Annotated in this window: 15 protein-coding genes; 2 read left to right on the forward strand and 13 right to left on the reverse strand. The window is 70.1% G+C overall.

Features of this window, described 5'->3' with window-relative positions; genetic code table 11:
- Positions 1–104: 104 nt before the first annotated feature.
- Positions 105–1,439 carry a D-arabinono-1,4-lactone oxidase gene (locus ABTW65_RS26770; RefSeq protein WP_350665858.1) on the forward strand — a complete coding sequence of 445 codons (1,335 nt, stop codon included), beginning with the start codon at positions 105–107 and terminating at the stop codon, positions 1,437–1,439.
- Here ABTW65_RS26770 and ABTW65_RS26775 read toward each other — a convergent pair.
- The 7 genes from ABTW65_RS26775 to ABTW65_RS26805 are packed head-to-tail and all read right to left on the reverse strand — an operon-like array spanning position 1,433 to position 8,946.
- Positions 1,433–1,909 (reverse strand): SRPBCC family protein, encoded by a 477-nt coding sequence (locus ABTW65_RS26775; protein ID WP_350665860.1) that lies wholly within the window; start codon positions 1,907–1,909, stop codon positions 1,433–1,435. The genes ABTW65_RS26770 and ABTW65_RS26775 overlap by 7 nt on opposite strands.
- Positions 1,906–3,297: a flavin monoamine oxidase family protein gene (locus tag ABTW65_RS26780; protein WP_350665862.1), complete on the reverse strand. Its 1,392-nt coding sequence runs from the start codon at positions 3,295–3,297 to the stop codon at positions 1,906–1,908. The genes ABTW65_RS26775 and ABTW65_RS26780 overlap by 4 nt, the downstream gene beginning before the upstream one ends.
- Before the next feature lie 3 nt (positions 3,298–3,300).
- Positions 3,301–4,245, reverse strand: a complete 945-nt coding sequence (locus tag ABTW65_RS26785) for a carbohydrate kinase family protein (protein ID WP_350665864.1) — start codon at positions 4,243–4,245, stop codon at positions 3,301–3,303.
- On the reverse strand, positions 4,242–4,898 hold the full coding sequence (locus ABTW65_RS26790; RefSeq protein WP_350665866.1) for a class II aldolase/adducin family protein: 657 nt from the start codon (positions 4,896–4,898) through the stop codon (positions 4,242–4,244). The genes ABTW65_RS26785 and ABTW65_RS26790 overlap by 4 nt, the downstream gene beginning before the upstream one ends.
- Complete coding sequence (locus ABTW65_RS26795; protein ID WP_350665868.1) at positions 4,895–5,938, reverse strand: SGNH/GDSL hydrolase family protein; 1,044 nt, start codon at positions 5,936–5,938, stop codon at positions 4,895–4,897. The genes ABTW65_RS26790 and ABTW65_RS26795 overlap by 4 nt, the downstream gene beginning before the upstream one ends.
- Before the next feature lie 9 nt (positions 5,939–5,947).
- Positions 5,948–6,886, reverse strand: coding sequence for a sphingomyelin phosphodiesterase (gene sph / locus ABTW65_RS26800; protein ID WP_350665870.1), 939 nt, complete (start codon positions 6,884–6,886; stop codon positions 5,948–5,950).
- Entirely contained in the window at positions 6,883–8,946 is a 2,064-nt protein-coding gene (locus ABTW65_RS26805; protein ID WP_350665872.1) for a neutral/alkaline ceramidase, read from the reverse strand. The genes sph and ABTW65_RS26805 overlap by 4 nt, the downstream gene beginning before the upstream one ends.
- Before the next feature lie 290 nt (positions 8,947–9,236).
- Here ABTW65_RS26805 and ABTW65_RS26810 point away from each other — a divergent pair, with 290 nt between their 5' ends.
- Positions 9,237–10,508, forward strand: coding sequence for a lytic transglycosylase domain-containing protein (locus ABTW65_RS26810; protein WP_350665873.1), 1,272 nt, complete (start codon positions 9,237–9,239; stop codon positions 10,506–10,508).
- 182 nt (positions 10,509–10,690) lie between these two features.
- Here the strand turns inward: ABTW65_RS26810 and ABTW65_RS26815 are convergent, their stop codons facing one another.
- The 6 genes from ABTW65_RS26815 to ABTW65_RS26840 all read right to left on the reverse strand — a co-directional run bounded on the left by ABTW65_RS26815 (position 10,691) and on the right by ABTW65_RS26840 (position 17,266).
- Entirely contained in the window at positions 10,691–11,410 is a 720-nt protein-coding gene (locus ABTW65_RS26815) for a TetR/AcrR family transcriptional regulator (RefSeq protein ID WP_350665875.1), read from the reverse strand.
- A gap of 66 nt (positions 11,411–11,476) precedes the next feature.
- A complete protein-coding gene (gene hemB, locus ABTW65_RS26820; RefSeq protein ID WP_350665877.1) occupies positions 11,477–12,460 on the reverse strand; it encodes a porphobilinogen synthase in 984 nt (327 codons plus the stop codon).
- A gap of 96 nt (positions 12,461–12,556) precedes the next feature.
- Positions 12,557–14,242 carry a bifunctional uroporphyrinogen-III C-methyltransferase/uroporphyrinogen-III synthase gene (locus ABTW65_RS26825; protein WP_350665879.1) on the reverse strand — a complete coding sequence of 562 codons (1,686 nt, stop codon included), beginning with the start codon at positions 14,240–14,242 and terminating at the stop codon, positions 12,557–12,559.
- The gene (hemC, locus tag ABTW65_RS26830; RefSeq protein ID WP_350665881.1) at positions 14,239–15,252 is read right to left on the reverse strand and encodes a hydroxymethylbilane synthase; all 1,014 of its coding nucleotides are present in this window, start codon (positions 15,250–15,252) and stop codon (positions 14,239–14,241) included. Before hemC ends, ABTW65_RS26825 begins: the two co-directional genes overlap by 4 nt.
- Entirely contained in the window at positions 15,249–16,544 is a 1,296-nt protein-coding gene (locus ABTW65_RS26835; RefSeq protein ID WP_350665883.1) for a glutamyl-tRNA reductase, read from the reverse strand. Before ABTW65_RS26835 ends, hemC begins: the two co-directional genes overlap by 4 nt.
- The gene (locus ABTW65_RS26840; protein WP_350665885.1) at positions 16,541–17,266 is read right to left on the reverse strand and encodes a redox-sensing transcriptional repressor Rex; all 726 of its coding nucleotides are present in this window, start codon (positions 17,264–17,266) and stop codon (positions 16,541–16,543) included. The genes ABTW65_RS26835 and ABTW65_RS26840 overlap by 4 nt, the downstream gene beginning before the upstream one ends.
- Positions 17,267–17,355 lie beyond the last annotated feature (89 nt).

The following is a 17,355-nucleotide window of genomic DNA, read 5'->3' on the forward strand; positions in this document are numbered from 1 at the left end:
AGAATGGACCGCTCGACGGACTAGGTCAAGTGTCCAAGACTATTGACCTTTGGTGTGACCTGGGCCATTCTGAGGGCCGACCGTCCGCAGAAGGGACCCACCCAATGAGCACTCGGTGGCGCAACTGGTCCGGGACAGAAGAGGCGACCCCCGCCCGCGTAGCCACGCCCGCGACGACCGACGAGGTCGCGGCCGCCGTGAAGACCGCCGTCGCCGACGGCCTGACGGTGCGCGCGATCGGATCCGGGCACTCCTTCACCGGCGCGGCCGTCGCCCCCGGCCTGCAGATCCGGCCGGACCGGCTGGACGGCGTGCTCTCCGTCGACGCGGAATCAGGCCTGGTCACCGTCGAGGCCGGGATCCCGCTCCACCGGCTCAACCCGATGCTCGCCAGGCACGGGCTGGCGATGGAGATCCTCGGCGACATCGACCGGCAGACGATCGCCGGCGCGGTCTCGACCGGCACGCACGGCAGCGGCGAGAGGTTCCAGAGCATCTCCAACCAGATCCGCGCGCTCGAGCTGGTGCTGGCCGACGGGTCGGTCGTGACGTGCTCGCGCGAGGAGAGGCCGGAGCTCTTCGAGGCCGCGCGGGTCTCGATCGGAGCGCTCGGCGTGATCACCAAGGTGACGCTGCAGTGCGTGCCGCTCTACGCGCTGCACGCGGTCGACGCACCGATGCCGCTCGACGAGACGCTCGACGGGCTCGACGAGCTGGTGGCGAGCAACGACCACTTCGAGTTCTTCTGGTTCCCGCACACCACGACCGCGCTGACGCGCCGGTTCCAGCGGCTGCCGGGCGACGCCGAGCTCAACCCGATGAGCACGCTCGCCAGGACCCTCGACGACAAGATCGTCACCAACATCGGCTTCGAGGCGCTGCTGCGCGTCGGCACCCGCTTCCCTGGCCTGGTGCCGGGGATCACCCGGTTCGTGACCCGGGCGGTGTCGTCCCGGGACTTCACCGATCTCGCCCCGAACGTGTTCGCCTCCGACCGCGACGTACGTTTCCGCGAGGGTGAGTACGCCGTCCCGCGCGCCGCGATCGGCGACGTCCTCCGCGAGCTCCGGCAGTGGGTCGACACCCATGACGAGAAGGTGTCGTTCCCCTTCGAGGTCCGCTTCGTGAAGAGCGACGACATCTGGCTCTCGCCGGCATACGACCGCGACGTCGCCTATGTCGCCTTCCACCAGTACCACCGGATGCCACACGAGCGCTGGTTCTCCGTCTGCGAGGACATCCTCGGCGCAGCCGGCGGGCGTCCCCACTGGGGCAAGATGCACCGGCTCGAGGCGGCTGACCTCGCCGAGCGTTACCCGCGGTTCGGTGACTTCACCGCGCTGCGTGACGAGCTGGACCCGACCGGCGTCTTCGCCAACCCGTACGTCGATCGGGTCCTCGGCCACACCCTGCACCAGAGCTCGCCGACTCGTCACTGACCTTCGGCGACGATCAGGTCCTCCAGGTTGCGCATCGACTGCTGGAACGACTTCCGCAGCCCGGGCTGGGTGACCTTGTCGATCACCGCCCCGATCGGGCCGAGGCCGACGCGGTAGCGGACGGTGTACGTCATCTCCGTGCCGGCGTCCTCGACGCCGTCGACGGCCACCGGCCGGAACCGGAAGACGTTGGTCATCTCGTGCATCGGGGCGAAGCCCTCACCGGTGTCGATGCGGGTCGTCAGCGGCTCGATCTCCCTGACCGTCCACGTCGACCGCGTGGTCAGCGGACCGAGGGTGCGGTTGTGCTCGGCATAGGTGCGGCCGACCTCGGCCTGGCCGTGGTGGTCGGTCACCTCCAGGACGCCGTCCACCCACTCGGCGTAGCGGTTCGTCGCCGACACCACCTGCCAGACCCGTTCCACGGGGACGGCCAGCACAGCGGTCTCGCTCAGCTCGGTCATGCTCATCTCTCAGTTCCTTCCAGTACGTCGATCACGGCTGCCGCGGCGTCGCGGCCGGAGCGGACGGCGCCGTCCATGTAGCCGTTCCAGTGGTCGGCGTGCTCCGCGCCGGCCCAGTGCACGAGACCGAAGGGCCGGTCCCGCCACTCGCCGAGGGTGGTGAGCACGCCGGGAGCCAGGACCGAGGTCGGACCGCCCCGGGTCCACTCCTCGCCCGACCAGTCCTGCTCGAAGTAGTCGTGCGGCCGCAGCGCCTCCCGACCGACCGCCCGCGCGAAGGTGCGCAGCACGGCGGCCCGGCGCTCGCGGGGTGGCCGGTGGGCCAGCGCCCGCCAGGCACGGCCACCGAGGAACCCCATCAGCACACCGGGCCCACCGCTCGGTGGGGTGTTGTCGAACATCGAGCAGATCGCCGAGTCGGACGATCGGAACGTGGCCTGCCCGGAGAGCCCGTCCGCGCGCCAGAACGGCTCGTCGTACACCGCCTCGCACTTCATCAGGGTGCCCATCGGCATCCGGTCGAAGAGCGCGGCCTGCGGCGCGGGCAGCAACGGCGACCACGAGATCTTGCCGGCGAGCGGGGGCGGGACGGCCACGATCGCATGCCCGGCCTGCCACACGCCCGCGTCGGTACGCAGCTTCACGGTGCGGCCGTTCTGCTCGATCGCACGCACCGGCGCGTTCAGCACTACGCGGTCGCCGAGCTGCTCGGCCATCGCCAGCGAGACCCGCTGCGACCCGCCGACGAAGCGATCCTGCTGAGCACCGCCCTCCACCCCGATCCCACGAGTGATCGAGCCGGGGTGGTCCTCGTCGCCCATGCCGGCGACGTAGTGGAGGCTGAACAGCGCGGAGGCGTCCGCCGCGGTGCCGCCGTACGCCGAGCCGAGGAAGATGTTGACCAGGTCGACCCCGGCGGCACTGACGGTGGTCTCGCGGATCCACGAGTCGAAGGTGACCGCGTCCAACCGCGAGGCGTTGCGTGCCCGCCATGGTGCGCCCAGCGGGATCCGCCGAGCGACCCGGTCGATACGAGCCATGCTCACCGCGACATCGGCCAGGGCCGTCGGGTCCGGAGGTACGTCGCCGGCGTAGCGCTTGGCGCTGTTGCCGCGGACGTAGACCGCCTCGCCCTCGGTGTACGCCGGGAAGGTCTTGACGTCCAGCTCGGCGGCCAACCCGAGAATGTGGTTCTGGGTCGGCCCGACGAACTGCCCTCCGGCCTCCACGACCTGACCGCCGCCGAGGTCGTGGTTGAGGGTGCGGCCGCCCACCCGGTCGCGCGCCTCGAGCACGACGACGCTCCGGCCCGCCGCCACCAGGGCACGGGCGGCGGTCAGCCCGGCCAGGCCGGCGCCGACGATCGCCACGTCGACCCGCGCTGCGCGCGGCACCGCTCAGAGCTCCTTGAGCGCGGCACCGGCGGCGAAGCTCTCGACCGAGGCGAGGTCGAAGCTGCCGAAGTCGGAGCCGAGCCCGCCGGCGACCTGGGCGGCGGTGGCGCAGCCCAGCTCGGCCGCTTCGACGGGCGTGCGGCCGAGCGCGAGACCCCGGATGTAACCCGCCGAGAACGCGTCGCCGCAGCCGGTGGTGTCCACCACCTCGATGTCATACGCCGACACCCGGGTCACGCCTTCCGCGGTCGCCACGACAGCGCCGCGGGCGCCGGCGGTCACCGCCACGCAGCCGGCACCGGCCTCGACCAGCGCACGGCAGGCCGCCTCCAGATCGGCGGCCCCGGTCCAGCCGATCGCCTGCTCGTCGTTGACCAGCAGATGGTCGACGTAGGGGAACGCGGCCACTATCCACTCGAACATGCCCGGGTCGTTGGGCGCGAGAGAGTCCAGCGAGGTGGTCACGCCGTTGTCGCGCGCGTGGGCGAGGATCTTCGCCGCCGCCTCGCCGCCCATGAACTCCGGACCGCCGAGGTGCAGGTGGTCCGCCGCGGCGATCACGTCCAGCGGCGCGTCGTCGGGACCGTACGCGCCGTTGGCCCCGATCACGTGGAACGCCGGCCGCGACCCGTCGGGGCGGATCGGGAGCACGCTCGCGGAGGTCTGGTGGTCCTCGCGGCGTACCAGGTGCTCGGTGTCCACGCCATCGCGCTGCAGCAGCGAGAGCAGCTGGTCGCCGACCGCGTCGGTCCCGATGGCACCGGCGCTGCGGACAGTCGCGCCGAGCTTGGCGAGCACCAGCGCGGTGCCGCCGGCGGGGCCGGCCGCGGTGACCCGGATCTCGTCGACCAGCTGGCCGTCCTGTCCTTCGGGGATCGACTCGACGTGGCGTACGAGCGTGTCGAGCACGTGTGCGCCGAGGGTGACGACGGTGGGGGAAGTGGTCACGAGTTCTCCTGTGATGAGGGGCGGGTGGTGCCGTAGCTGCGGGTCAGGGCGGCGTGGATCACGGCGGCCTGTTGTTCTTCGTCGAGGACGCGCGGGGTGCCGATGGAGGCGGCTCGCCAGTAGACGGTGCAGCCCCACTCCAGGAGCAGGGCCAGCTCGACCGCCTTGGCCAGGTCGGCCGCATGCGTGATCGCGCCGTGGTTGGCCATGAGCGCGCCGGCGCGGCCCTCGAGTGCCTCGATGACCAGCTCGGCGAGCTCCGGCGTACCGAAGGTCGCGTACGGCGCCACCCGGACCGCGCCGCCGAGCGCCAGCAGGCCGTAGTGGACGCACGGCAGCTCGGTCAGGACGCACGACAGCGCGGTGGCCATCGGCGCGTGCGTGTGAACGATCGCGCCCGTCTCCCGGCGGCGGTAGAGCCCGAGGTGCAGGTCGACCTCGGAGGTCGGCGCGAGCTCACCCTCGACGATCTTCCCGTCGAGGTCGAGCACGGTCACCTGCTCCGCGGTCATCGCGGCGAACGACGCCCCGGTCGCGGTGATCGCGACCAGGTCACCGGAGCGCACGCTGACGTTGCCCGCCGTACCGATGACGAGCCCCTCGGCCGCCAACGCCCGACAGGCATCGGCGACCGCCTCCCGCTCCGGCGTCATCGTGCCCCTGCCGGAGCGTCGTCGGTCGGGAGCACGGCGTCCGGGTGCTCGCGGAGCCAGCGCTGCTGTTCGCGGTTGCTCCGTGCGCCGTCCGGGCGCGTCTTCGGTGCGGTCGCGCCGACCACCGGCTGCTCGCCGAGCGCGTTGAGCACGATCTTGCTGGTGGCCCGCATCCCGGCTGCGTTCGGGTGGTACGAGACCCCGGCGAAGAGGTCGGTCGACTGGCCGCGCACCCACGCGGCGTCGCCGGCGCAGGCGTCGTGGCCGAGAGCGGGACCGTAGACATCGACGTACGTCGCGTCGTTTCGGGTCGCGGCACGCTTCATGACCGCGTTGAGCTTGCGGTTGAGGGAGTCGGCCCAGGCGTAGTCACCATCGGCGAACGGGACCACGTCGGGGCAGTAGCCGGTCGGCGGCAGCAGCCGCGGGTAGCCGACGAGGACGACCTTCGCACCCGGCGCACGCTCCTTGATCAGGGTCACCGAGCGCTCCAGGTTGCGGCCGGTGTTGTCGAGCGCGGCCGAGAGCGTGTCGACCCCGTTGACCGTGTAGTGGTCGCGGCACGGCGCACCCGTGGGGTCCTGGGCGCGGTAGTCACCACAGGTGATGATCGAGCCGAAGACGCCGTAGTCGTTGCCGCCCATCCCGAGCGTGACCAGATCGGTGTCGAGGGTGACGGCGTCGAGCTGAGGCGACTGGCTCGCCAGGTTGAGCTCCGGAGTGGGCGTCGGCTGCGGCAGACTGAGGTTGCTCGTGTCCGCCGACGAGCAGCTGACGTCGTGGAAAGCACCCGCCTCGTAGTAGATCCCGAGATCGGTGGCCAGCCATGCCGGGTAGTTGTTGTTGGAGCGGAAGCACCAGGTGCTGTTCCAGGGGATCAGCGGCCCGGCGGTGTAGGAGTCACCCAGGGCGACGTACTTCTGGTACGCCGGGGCGGCGGTTGCCGGGTCGGCGGCGGCGGGTGCCACGGTGGCACCGAGCACGGCGCCCACGGTCAGAGTCGCTGCGATGACTCTCCGCAGTCGGGGTGTGACGGTCATCGGGGCTCCTCAGCTGCCTGCGACGGGATAGTGGTCGGAGTAGTCGGTGTAGGTCGTCCCGGCGTGGTCCCAGGGCGGCGACGTCGGCGTCAGGACCGTGTTGGTCCACACCCGCGGGCGTACGTGGCCGCGGCGATGCAGCACGTAGTCGAGGTGCTCCTGCCCGCCCGTGGCGAGCGGATTCGTCGTCGAGTCCCAGCTGAACGGATGCCCGGCGTACGCCGTCGGGGCGACGGTGTCGGTGGCCGCGAGCATGTCGGCGTACTCCGGCGAGGCCTTGTCGACGTTGAGGTCGCCGGTCACGATGACCTGTTCGCCCGACGGGATCGCCAGGCCGTCCAGGAACTCGTCGATCGCCGCGAACTGCTCGGCACGTACGGCCGCACCGTCGCCGAAGCAGAGCGGGTCCTCCGCCTGGACGTGGGTGCCGACGACATGGACAGGAGTGCCATCGACATCGAGTTGCGCGTAGACGAAGCCCTTGTTGGACAGCGCGTCGGCGCCGCAGCCGCTGCTGTAGACGTACTGGATCTTGTGGGTGATCGGCCACTTGCTCAGGATCGTCACACCGCCGTCCTCGGGGGTCAGCCAGGAGTAGGCGCCGTGGGTCTCGTCCCAGCCCGACGTCGAGCGCCCGAGCACCGGCGTCTGGTGGGGATACTGCGCCGCGAGCCGGCTCTTGAGGGTCTCCGAGGGCCCGTTGTCGAAGGCCTCGTCGAACACCACCACGTCGTAGCCCTTGACGTAGTCGGCCTTCGCGATCAGCTCCGCCCGAGTGCCGTTGGCCTTGCCCCCGATGATCGGCGGCAACATCTGCACGTTGTGCGTGAGCACTCGTACGCGTGGCGTGGCACCCGCCCCGTCGGGCGCCGCCGTGGCGGCCCCCGGGAGCGCGAGCCCCGCCGCCAGCAGGGCGACACCCACGACCCGAGCCGCGACCCGACTCACGAGCTGACCCCGAAGACGGGCGAGGTGCCGGTGAAGGACGAGACCGTCCCGAGCAGGTTGCGCGCATCACCGAAGTAGCGGATCCGGTAGCTGCCCGACGGCGTCCCTGGCGGGACGTCCCACGTGATCGTCACCTTGGAGGCCGCGATGCCCTCACGCGCCCAGCGGAACTTCGTCGACCAGTCGCCGTCGTCGGCGACCCGCTGCCACGTCGTACCGACCTTGCGCTCGACGGCGAGGTAGCTGCCGCCGTGGTGCAGGCCGTTGTTGGGATGCGCCCCGGCGAAGACCACGCTGGCCTGCTGGCCCGGGCGGTACGTCGGGGCGGGACCGGTCAGGACGTCGCCGAAGCGGTGGCCGATCTGCGGTGCATCCATCAGCACGGCGCCACTCGGCGACGGCAGCTGCCACACGCTGCGGTCGCCCTCCTTCTCCCCCAGCGGTACGTCGACCCCGTCGTCCATCGCCGAGCCCAGGTTTGAGGCGACCTGCGCGAAGGCCGGCTGCTCGTAACGGCCGAAGAGGGTGCTGGCGCCTTCGTACTCCTTGGAGTCGTACTCCTCGGGCGTGGTCAGGTAGTGCGCGTAGGCGTTGGCGTAGCCCTGCACCAGGACGTTGTCCAGGTCCGTTCCGGCCGCCTCGGCCACCGCCTGCCGGATCCGCAGACCCGCCACCACGGTCACCTCGGCCGGGATCCCGACCAGGTAGAAGTCGCCGATCCGCATCAGCTGCACAGGGAGCTTCTGCTGCACCAGATCGAGGTCGCCCACGGGCAGCAGCACCTCCTTCGGCGACTGGCAGGCCTTGAGCTCGGGCGACCCGGTGTAGAGCGCTCCGGAGATCAGCCCGACCAGGGGGTTGCCGCCGTCCTTGCCCTCCTTGAAGATCGGCAGCCCGCCGCCGCCGTCCTCGGTGCTGCCGGCCGCGAAGGACGCCCCGAGCGCCGCCGAGCACGTGCGGTGCGGCTTGCCGTCGGGGGTGAACTCCGGCCGTACGTCGACCTTGCTGAGGTCCACGTAGACGATGCGCGAGTCGACGCCGCCGCCGAGCGACCGCTTGTCGGAGTCGAGTCCGTCGCGGGCCGCGTCGAACATCCGGGTGCCGATGATGCGGGTGTTCTCGAACTCGTCCTTGGTCGGGCCGTCGGTCGGCTGCAGGTTGAGGTTGGGCGACATGTCGCCGGCGTTGGTCTGCGCGAACGACGCCACGAAGTCGGGTTCGGTGTCGTCGATGTAGTCGACGCCGCGCACCTGCCGCTCCCAGACGTACTCCGCATAGCCCTTGTTGTCCGGGCTGATCAGGGTGTTGCCGGTCGACATGCTCGTGGCGTGCACGGGGAACCAGTTGATGATCCCGTCGAGCCCGCCATCCCGCTGCACCTGAAGCGTGGTGCTCCGGGTGTCGGTGCCGTTGGGGAAGTACGCCTTGTCGGCCTCCGGGTTGCGGTCGAAGGCCTGCTTGGAGCGGTTGACGTTGGCGTTGGTCAGCTGGCTGGTCGACAGGCTGAGGTCCGCCGGCGCGAGGTCGGCGTCGGCGCGCGCGATCGAGGCGACGATGCCGTCGACGACCGCCCGGAAGGTCTTCTCGTGGTAGCCGAGCGTCGTGATGTTGTAGAGGTTGTGGTGCGAGTACCCGCCCGGCCCGGCGTGGGTGTGGGTCGCGGTGAGCATGACGTTGCGCTCGCTGTAGCGGTCGCCGTACCGCTGCTCGAGCTTGGTGAGCACGGCGTCGCGCACGCCCTGGAAGATCATCCCGACGTCGGCCACGACGTGGACCACGCGCTCACCGCTCGCCGCGTCGGCGACCACGAAGGCCCGGGCGCGCTGACGCATGTGGATGCCCGTGGTTGTCTGCGCGAGGTCGGCGTAGCCCATCATCCCGTTCTCGCCCGGCTCGCCGGTGACGTCCGCGATGCCACGGCCGACGAGGTACGCCGACTCGGAGGCAGCGCTCGCGCTGCTCAGCCCCGGCCCGGGCGATGGCCCGAGCACCAGCACAGCAGCGACAAGGGTGGCGACAAGCAGGCTGGCGCACGTCGTACTCGAACGGTGGTGGCGCATCGGTCGGATCCTCTCGCCGGGTTGCGGTGTGATGAGGATTACCCGTTTCGCTCGTTCGGTCAATCGTCCTGGTCACTTGACCCACATACTGGGACCAAAATATTTCGGAGCCGGGTTCGGCGTCACGAGCTGCAACTTCGTGCGTCTCATTGGCGTCTCGTTTAGTGGAACGCAATGTTCCGGTAAAACGTGACGCGCGTAACTTTGACGTGAGAATGTTCGTTTGAACGATGTATGAGGGAGCACGACCTCCGTACGATCTCAGTGCGGTGATCACCAGGGGAGATTCGATGTCCGCTTCGCGCTACAGCCGCCTTCAGAAGGCGACCGCGCTCGTTCCGCTCGCGCTGCTGAGCGCGGCCTGGACGGTCAACGTCACCGGTCTGACGCAGTCGAGTGCCACCGCATCAGGGACCAGATACGACGACGCCTTCAGCCTGCCCGACGGGACATCGGTCCCGGCCGAGGCGATCGAGGCGCCGGCCAGCGTGTCGGCCTCGACCAACGAGGGCGACAAGTCGCTGCCCGGGACGGCCAGCGCCGCCGGGATCCCGTCCGCCGCGCTCGCCGCCTATCAGCGTGCGGCCACGGTCATCAACGCCGCAGACGCCGCCTGCAAGATCGACTGGCCGCTGATCGCCGCGATCGGGCGGGTCGAGTCCAACCACGGACGCGCCAACGACAACCGCCTCAGCGCCGAAGGCGTCTCCACGCCCGGCATCTACGGGGTGCCGCTCAACGGCAAGGGCAACGTCTCCCAGATCACCGACACCGACGGTGGGCAGTACGACGGCGACACCAGCTACGACCGCGCGGTCGGCCCGATGCAGTTCATCCCCTCCACCTGGGCGATGGTCGGCGTGGACGCCGACGGCGACGGCAAGCGCAACCCCCAGGACATCAACGACGCCGCCCTCGCCAGCGCCGTCTACCTCTGCTCCGGCAACGACGACCTCTCCACCGACCAGGGCGCGCGGGCAGCGGTCTTCCGCTACAACCACAGCCAGTCGTACGTCACGACGGTGCTCGGTGTCGCCGAGGCCTACCGCTCCGGCGACTTCACCTCGATCCCGAACAGCACCGTCCCGGTCGACTACGCGATCCCGCGGATGGACGCTCCCAAGTCTTCGAAGCAGAAGGACCGCGAGTTCCGCGCAGGCGGCCAGCAGGCCGGCCCACGCGGCGGCTCCTCGCAGTCTCCCTCCGGCCCCTCCAGCGAGGCCCCTTCCGGTGAGACTCCCGGTGGGAGCACCGGTGGTGGCACCGGCGGCGGTGACGACGGCGGAAGCACCGGCGGGCCTACGGAGACGGTGACCGAGCCGCTCAAAGACACCGTCGAGACGGTCGTCGCCACGCCCGCTCAGATTCTTGGCGCGTGCCAGCGTGAGTTGGCGAAGTACCCGCTCCTGAGCGCGAACCAGTCGGGCCAGGCCTTGACCCAGTGCGTCAATGCGATGGCCGGCAAGACGCTCGAGCAGGTCAACGCGACCGTCAGCAACCTGCTCACGCTGATCCTCAAGGGCATCCTCGGCGGCCTGTTCGGCGCCCTCACCGGCAACTGATCCGACATAGGAAAGGGCCCCGCCATCCGGCGGGGCCCTTTCCTATGTCTGGAGCGCCGATCGGCGGCGGCCACGCATGTAACACGTCGTTCGTAGGACTATCCGGTCGTTCTGATAGGGCGAATAGTCCTACGAACGACGTGCTACAGCTACGCTGCGCCGGCGACTCGACCGACGGGGAGTCAGGCGGCGGGCTCGTCGTCCTCGTACTCGGTGACGAAGGCGCGCCCGAGCTCGCGGACGGCGGCCAGGGAGGACGCGTCGGCGAGCAGGGAGCTGAGGTGGTAGTCGGCGACGGACTCGGCCAGGGCGTCGGAGCTCGCCGAAGCCTTCTCGTCGTCGCGCCTGCCGTGCCACAGCCGGTGCTGGGCGCCTTCGTTGAGCGAGAGCAGCATCAGCGCGGTGGCGGCGGGGTCGGTCTGACGCAGCTCACCGCTGGCGACGCCCAGCTCGAGGAGCTGGGCGGCCGCGTCACGCAGCTTGTCGCCGTCCTCCTCGAAACCCGCGAAGACCTTCGGCTGCGCCAGCGCGGCGACCTCCAGCTCGTAGAAGTCGAGCGGGGCGGTGCACAGCTGACGTACGTCGGTGTAGAGGAAGGCGTAGAGCCGCGGAGCGGCGGGGCCGTCCTCTTCGAGAAGCTTCTCCGCGAGCGTGAGCGACTCGCGGTTCTTCTCCATCAAGGCGGAGAGGATCTCCTCCTTGGACTTGTAGTAGTAGTACATCGAGGACTGGCGCAGTCCGACGCACTCGGCGATCTGGCTGATCGTCGTCGCTGCGACCCCTTGAGCGGTGAAGAGCCTGGATGCTTCTTTGAGGATCTCTTCTCGCGGGTTCGCCGAATCCCGTCCACTGTTGCGCGGCCGACCGGTGCGCTTTGTGCTGCCCAACTCTCGATTGGTCACAGGCTCGAGTCTACTCTCAGGATATGTTCCACGTCACAGAGCTACCCGGCTGATCGAGCGAGACCGTCAGCCTCGCAGCCAGCCAGCTGCTTCGGTTGCCCAGTAGGTCAGAATGACGTCCGCGCCCGCCCTCTTGAAGGCGGTGAGTGTCTCCAGGATCGCCGGTTCGCGGTCGATCCAGCCGTTCGCGGCGGCGGCTTCCAACATCGAGTACTCCCCAGAGATGTTGTAGGCAGCCACCGGAACATCGACAGACTCACGCACTCGCTGAAGGACGTCGAGATACGGGAGCCCGGGCTTGACCATCACGATATCGGCACCCTCGGCGACGTCAAGGAGCGCCTCGCGGACGCCCTCCAGCGCATTGGCCGGATCCTGCTGGTAGGTGCGCCGGTCGCCCTGGAGCGAGGAGTCGACAGCCTCGCGGAAGGGGCCGTAGAAGGCCGAGGCGTACTTCGCGGAGTAGGCGAGGATCGAGACGTCGGTGTAGCCGGCGCTGTCGAGAGCATCGCGGGTCACCGCGACCTGGCCGTCCATCATCCCGGACGGGCCGACCATGTGGACGCCGGCCTCGGCGTGCGCGATCGCCATCTGGGCGTAGATCTCGAGGGTGGCGTCGTTGTCGACCGAGCCGTCCTCGGCGAGGACGCCGCAGTGACCGTGGTCGGTGAACTCGTCCAGGCACAGGTCGCTCATCACGGTGAGCGCGTCGCCGACCTCGGAGACGACGTCCGCGATGGCCACGTTGAGGATGCCCTCGGGGTCCAGCGCGCCCGAGCCCACGGCGTCCTTCGTCTCCGGGACACCGAAGAGCATGATGCCGCCGATGCCGGCGGTCGCGGCCTCGGCCGCGGCCTTCCGCAGCGTCTCCCGGCTGTGCTGGACCACGCCCGGCATGGTCGAGACCGGAACGGGCTCATCGATGCCCTCGCGCACGAACGCGGGCAGGACCAGGTTGGCGGGACGTACGGCCGTCTCCGCGACCATCCGGCGCATGATCGGCGTGCGGCGCAGCCGGCGGGGACGGATCACGGGCTTCTCGATGCTCATCGGCACTCCATCGCAAAAGGGTACGTTCCACGGTAATGCAACAGCCGCGTGCACCCACACTCGGGAGCACGCGGCTGTTGCGGTCGAACGGTCGGTTCAGGAGGTGCGCGAACGGCGGCGCGACGCGGGGCGCCGGTCGGACGGCTTGGTGACCGGCAGGCCCTGCTCGACCAGCGAGGCACGACGCGCGGCACCGAAGGCGGCGAGCGCCTCGGTGAGCGCCTCGATCGACGGCTCGGGCGACATCACGTCGACCCGCAGGCCGTGCTCCTCGGCGGTCTTGGCGGTGGCCGGACCGATCGCCGCGATCACCGTGGAGGTGTGCGGCTTGCCCGCGATGCCGACCAGGTTGCGGACCGTGGACGAGGAGGTGAAGACCACCGCGTCGAACTTGCCCGTCTTGATCGCGTCGCGGGTCGGCGCGGGCGGCGGGGCCGCCCGGACGGTGCGGTAGGCCGTGACGTCGTCGCACTCCCAGCCGAGGTCGACCAGGCCGGCGATGAGGTTCTCGGTGGCGATGTCGGCACGCGGGAGGAAGACCCGGTTGATCGGGTCGAGGTCCGCGTCGTACTCCGGCCACACCTCGAGCAGGCCGGCGGCCGACTGGTTGTCGGTGTTCGGCACCAGGTCGGGGCGCAGGCCCCAGGCCTCGAGCGCCTGCCCGGTCTTCTCGCCGACAGCGGCGATCTTCAGACCGGAGAAGGCGCGGCAGTCCAGGCCGTACTCGTCGAACTTCTCGCGTACGGCACGCACCGCGTTGATCGAGGTGAAGGCGATCCAGTTGTAGCGGCCCTCGACCAGGCCGCGTACGGCCTTGTCCATCTGCTGCGGGTTGCGCGGGGGCTCGACGGAGATCGTCGGCACCTCCTCGGGCACGGCACCGAAGCCCTTCAGCTTCAGCGACAGCGCGGGCGCCTGCTCCTTGGTGCGGGGCACCAGCACGCGCCAGCCGAAGAGCGGCTTCGTCTCGAACCACGAAAGCGTCTCACGCAAGTTGACCACCTTGCCGATCACCACGATCGCCGGCGGCGCCATCCGTGCGGCACGAGCGTCGACGGCGATGTTCTCCAGCGTCGACTCTACCGTCGACTGCTCGGTCGTGGTGCCGACGCGGGTGATCGCGACCGGCGTCTTGGCCGAGCGGCCCGCCGCGACGAGCTCCTTGGCGATGTCGCCGATCATGCCGACACCGGAGAGGAGAACCAGGGTGCGGTTGTCGGCGTACTGGCTCCAGTCGATCTTCTCGTTGCAGGTGACGACCGCGACCTCTTGGTGGTCCTTGGTCGTCAGCGGGATGCCGGCGTAGGCGGGAACGGCCGACACCGACGAGACGCCGGGGACGATCTCGAAGCCGATGCCCGCCTTGGCGCAGGACTGCGCCTCCTCGGGGCCGGAGGCGTAGAGGAAGGGGTCGCCGGTCATCAGGCGCACAACGCGCTTGCCCAGCTTCGCCTGCTTGACGACGGCCTTGGCACGGGCGGCGTTGGCCAGGGGCTGGCCGTCCACGCCGAACCCGCCGTCGATGAACTCGGGTCCGACCGGTTCCGGGGTCTCTTCACCCTCGGCCGGCTCGACCGGCTCGGGGATGCCGAGTACGCCGCGCACCATCGAAGCGTGCTCGGGGGCCTCGGTCACGACAACATCGGCCTGCTTCAACAGGTCGATCGCCCGTACCGTCAGCAGCTCAGGGTCACCAGGACCGCTGCCGACGAAGGACACCCAGCCCAGTGGGGTGGCCGAGCTGTGCTCGGCCGTCTGCTCGGTGGTCTTTGCTCGGGTCATGCGTTGTGCACCTTGTCCTGCTCGGGAGCGGTCTGGGGGGAACCGCCCGTGTCCATGACAGCCTGTCCGGGGTCAGTGGTGGGGTCGTCGGTCAGGTCTGCTGCACCCTCGGCGAGCATCTCCTCGGCGAGCCGACGCCCGACGCCTGCGGCGTCGTCGAGGGGCCCTGATGCGGAGAGTCGAATCGAGAGCGAGCCATCGAGTGAGAGCGCCACTGCCCGCACCCACAGCTCTGGTCCTTCCTCACCCTCAACCACGTCGGCGAGGGTCCCGATGGGCGCGGCGCAGCCACCTTCGAGGGTGGCGAGCACCGCGCGTTCCGCCTCGACAGCCGCTCGGGTGGGCGAGTCGTCGAGGGAGGTCAGAATCTTGCGTACGTCGGCATCGGCGTCGCCTGCGCGACACTCGACCGCCAGGGCCCCCTGGCCAGGAGCGGGCAGCACCTGGATCGGGTCGAGGACCTCGGTGACCTCGTCGAGCCGGTCGATGCGGGCCAGGCCGGCGCGCGCCAGCACGACGGCGTCGAACTCGCCCGAGCGAACCTTGCCGATGCGGGTGTCCACGTTGCCGCGGATGCCGGCCAGCTCCAGACCGAGGCCGAGGGCCTTGATCTGGGCGACGCGTCGCGGCGAGCCGGTGCCGACCCGCGAGCCCGGCGGGAGCTCACCGAGGGTCAGGCCGTCGCGGGCGACGATCACGTCGCGCGGGTCCTCGCGCGGCAGGATCGCGACCAGCTCGATGCCGTCCTCGGGGTAGGTCGGCAGGTCCTTGAGCGAGTGGACCGCGAGGTCGATCTCCTTGGCGTGGAGCGCGTCGCGCAGCGCACTGACGAAGACGCCCGTCGAGTTCGCGCTGGTCAGCGGCGTGTTCGCCGCCTGGGTGCGATCGCCGTCGGAGACGATCTCGACCAGCTCGACGATGTGGCCCTGGGCGCGAAGCATCTCCGCCACGAGGGTCGACTGGGTGACGGCGAGCTGGGATCGGCGGGTGCCGAGACGAAGGGTTCTCATGAGTGGTCTCCTGGGACGTCGGCCCGGGTCACCGCAGAGACGGCTTCGGGGTCGAGCGCGAAGAGCTCGGCGAGAGCAGCGGCGTAGGACACCGCACCGGTCTCGTTGGCGAGCTCCTTGACCCGGACGGTCGGCTCGTGGAGCAGCTTGTCGGCCACACGGCGTACGGTCCGGAGGACCTCGGCACGAGTCATCTCGTCGAGGCCCGGCAGCTTGTTGTCGAGGCGTTCCATCTCGGCGTCGACGACGCCGGTGGCCATGCTGCGCAGCGCGACGACCGTCGGGGTCACCGCGGACTGGCGACGAGCGCTGAGGAACGCCGCGACCTCCTGGGTGACGATGTCGCGGACCGCGAGCACCTCCTTGCCGGCGGGCGAGGCGTGCAGCTCGTCGGCGAGGGCGGCCAGGTCGATCAGGGTGGCGCCCGGGAGCGACCCCGCGGCGGGGTCGATGTCGTGGGGCAGCGCCAGGTCGATCAGTGCGATCGGGCGGCTGCTGCGGTCACCGACCATCTCCGCCGGGACGAGCAGCCCGCTCGCGCCCGCGCAGGTGATGACGATGTCGGCGGCCGCGATCTCCTCGGCCAGCGTGTCGAGCGAGGCAGAACGCGCCGAGTATTCCTTAGCGAGGCGCTCGGCGTTGGCCGTGGTGCGGTTGACCACGACGACGTCGGCGGCCCCCAGCCGGGAGACGGTCGCGGTGGCCAGCCCGGCCATCGCACCGGCACCGACGACGGCGACCCGCTTGCCGCGTACGTCACCCACGGCCCGCGCGGCGCGGTCCAGCGACGCGGTCACCAGCGACGGGGCGGCCTGGTCGATGTCGGTCTCCGCGCGCGAGCGCTTGCCGACCCGCAGCGCCTGCTGGAACAGACTGTTGAGCGCCGGTCCGACCGTGCCCATCTCCTGGCCGAGCTGCAGGGCCGCGCGGGCCTGCCCGAGGATCTGGCCCTCGCCGACGGCCATCGAGTCGAGCCCGGCAGCCACCTTGAACAGGTGGGAGACGGCACCGTCGTCGTAGTGGACGTAGAGGTGCGGCAGCATCGTCTCGAGCGTCTGGCCGGCGCCCTCGATGATGCGGCGCGAGAGCTCCTCGACGGAGCCGTGGAAGCGCTCGACCTCGGTGTAGATCTCGAGACGGTTGCAGGTCGCGATGACCGCTGCCTCACTGACATGCTCACAACCAGCTACGTCGGTGAGGAGCTTCTGCAGGCCGTCCGCGTCCACCGACGCCGCCTCGAGCAGCGAGACCGGCGCAGAGTTATGTGAGATGCCGACAACAAGGACACTCATGCGGTGATCCCTTCCTCGGAACCATTGTCCACCGTCTCCACAGCTTCTGCAGCCTTGCGCGACTCGTGATACGCGAGGATCTGCAGCTCGATGGAGAGATCGACCTTGCGTACGTCGACGCCGGGCGGCACGTTCAGGACGGCGGGCGCGAAGTTGAGGATGCTGCTGATGCCGGCCGCGACCATCGCGTCGGCGACGTCCTGGGCCGCGGTCGCCGGCACCGAGATGACCCCGATGGAGACCTGCTCGGCCGCGACGATCTCGGCCAGGTCGGCGAACGGCCGGACCTCGAGCCCGGCGACCGTCTGGCCCTGCATCGGCGCGGCCGCGTCCAGGAGCGCGACGGTGCGGAAGCCGCGGCTGCTGAAGCCGGAGAAGTTGGCGAGCGCCTGGCCCAGGTTTCCGATACCGACGATGATGACCGGCCAGTCGTGGGTCACGCCGATCTCGCGGGCGATCTGGTAGCTCAGGTAGTCGACGTCGTAGCCGACCCCGCGGGTGCCGTAGGAGCCCAGGTAGGAGAGGTCCTTGCGCAGCTTGGCCGAGTTGACCCCGGCGGCCGTCGCGAGCTCCTCGGAGGAGCAGGAGGCGATGTTGCGCTCGGCGAGCGAGGTCAGCGCCCGGAGGTAGACCGGAAGCCGGGCGACTGTCGCCTCGGGGATGTCCCGGTGGGGGTCCTGGGCACCGCTGCCCTCGCCCGTATTCGTACTCCGTGCCGTCACGCTCTGCTCTTTCAATGCCGGCGCCACAGACGGGGGCTTTTTAGCCCGGGATCGCCCTGCGGCTCAGCCACCATACGGAGTTTGTGACC

The organism is Nocardioides sp. NPDC127503 (assembly GCF_040302165.1).
Classification (GTDB): Bacteria; Actinomycetota; Actinomycetes; order Propionibacteriales; family Nocardioidaceae; genus Nocardioides.

Bases quoted from the DNA above. Each gene is read 5' to 3' on its own strand.
- hemB (WP_350665877.1), bottom strand. From the start codon at position 12,460: ATGAGCATCGAGAAGCCCGTGATCCGTCCCCGCCGGCTGCGCCGCACG.
- ABTW65_RS26835 (WP_350665883.1), bottom strand. From the start codon at position 16,544: ATGAGTGTCCTTGTTGTCGGCATCTCACATAACTCTGCGCCGGTCTCG.
- ABTW65_RS26770 (WP_350665858.1), top strand. From the start codon at position 105: ATGAGCACTCGGTGGCGCAACTGGTCCGGGACAGAAGAGGCGACCCCC.
- ABTW65_RS26795 (WP_350665868.1), bottom strand. From the start codon at position 5,938: ATGACCGTCACACCCCGACTGCGGAGAGTCATCGCAGCGACTCTGACC.
- ABTW65_RS26805 (WP_350665872.1), bottom strand. From the start codon at position 8,946: ATGCGCCACCACCGTTCGAGTACGACGTGCGCCAGCCTGCTTGTCGCC.
- ABTW65_RS26825 (WP_350665879.1), bottom strand. From the start codon at position 14,242: ATGACCCGAGCAAAGACCACCGAGCAGACGGCCGAGCACAGCTCGGCC.
- ABTW65_RS26790 (WP_350665866.1), bottom strand. From the start codon at position 4,898: ATGACGCCGGAGCGGGAGGCGGTCGCCGATGCCTGTCGGGCGTTGGCG.
- hemC (WP_350665881.1), bottom strand. From the start codon at position 15,252: ATGAGAACCCTTCGTCTCGGCACCCGCCGATCCCAGCTCGCCGTCACC.
- ABTW65_RS26810 (WP_350665873.1), top strand. From the start codon at position 9,237: ATGTCCGCTTCGCGCTACAGCCGCCTTCAGAAGGCGACCGCGCTCGTT.
- ABTW65_RS26775 (WP_350665860.1), bottom strand. From the start codon at position 1,909: ATGAGCATGACCGAGCTGAGCGAGACCGCTGTGCTGGCCGTCCCCGTG.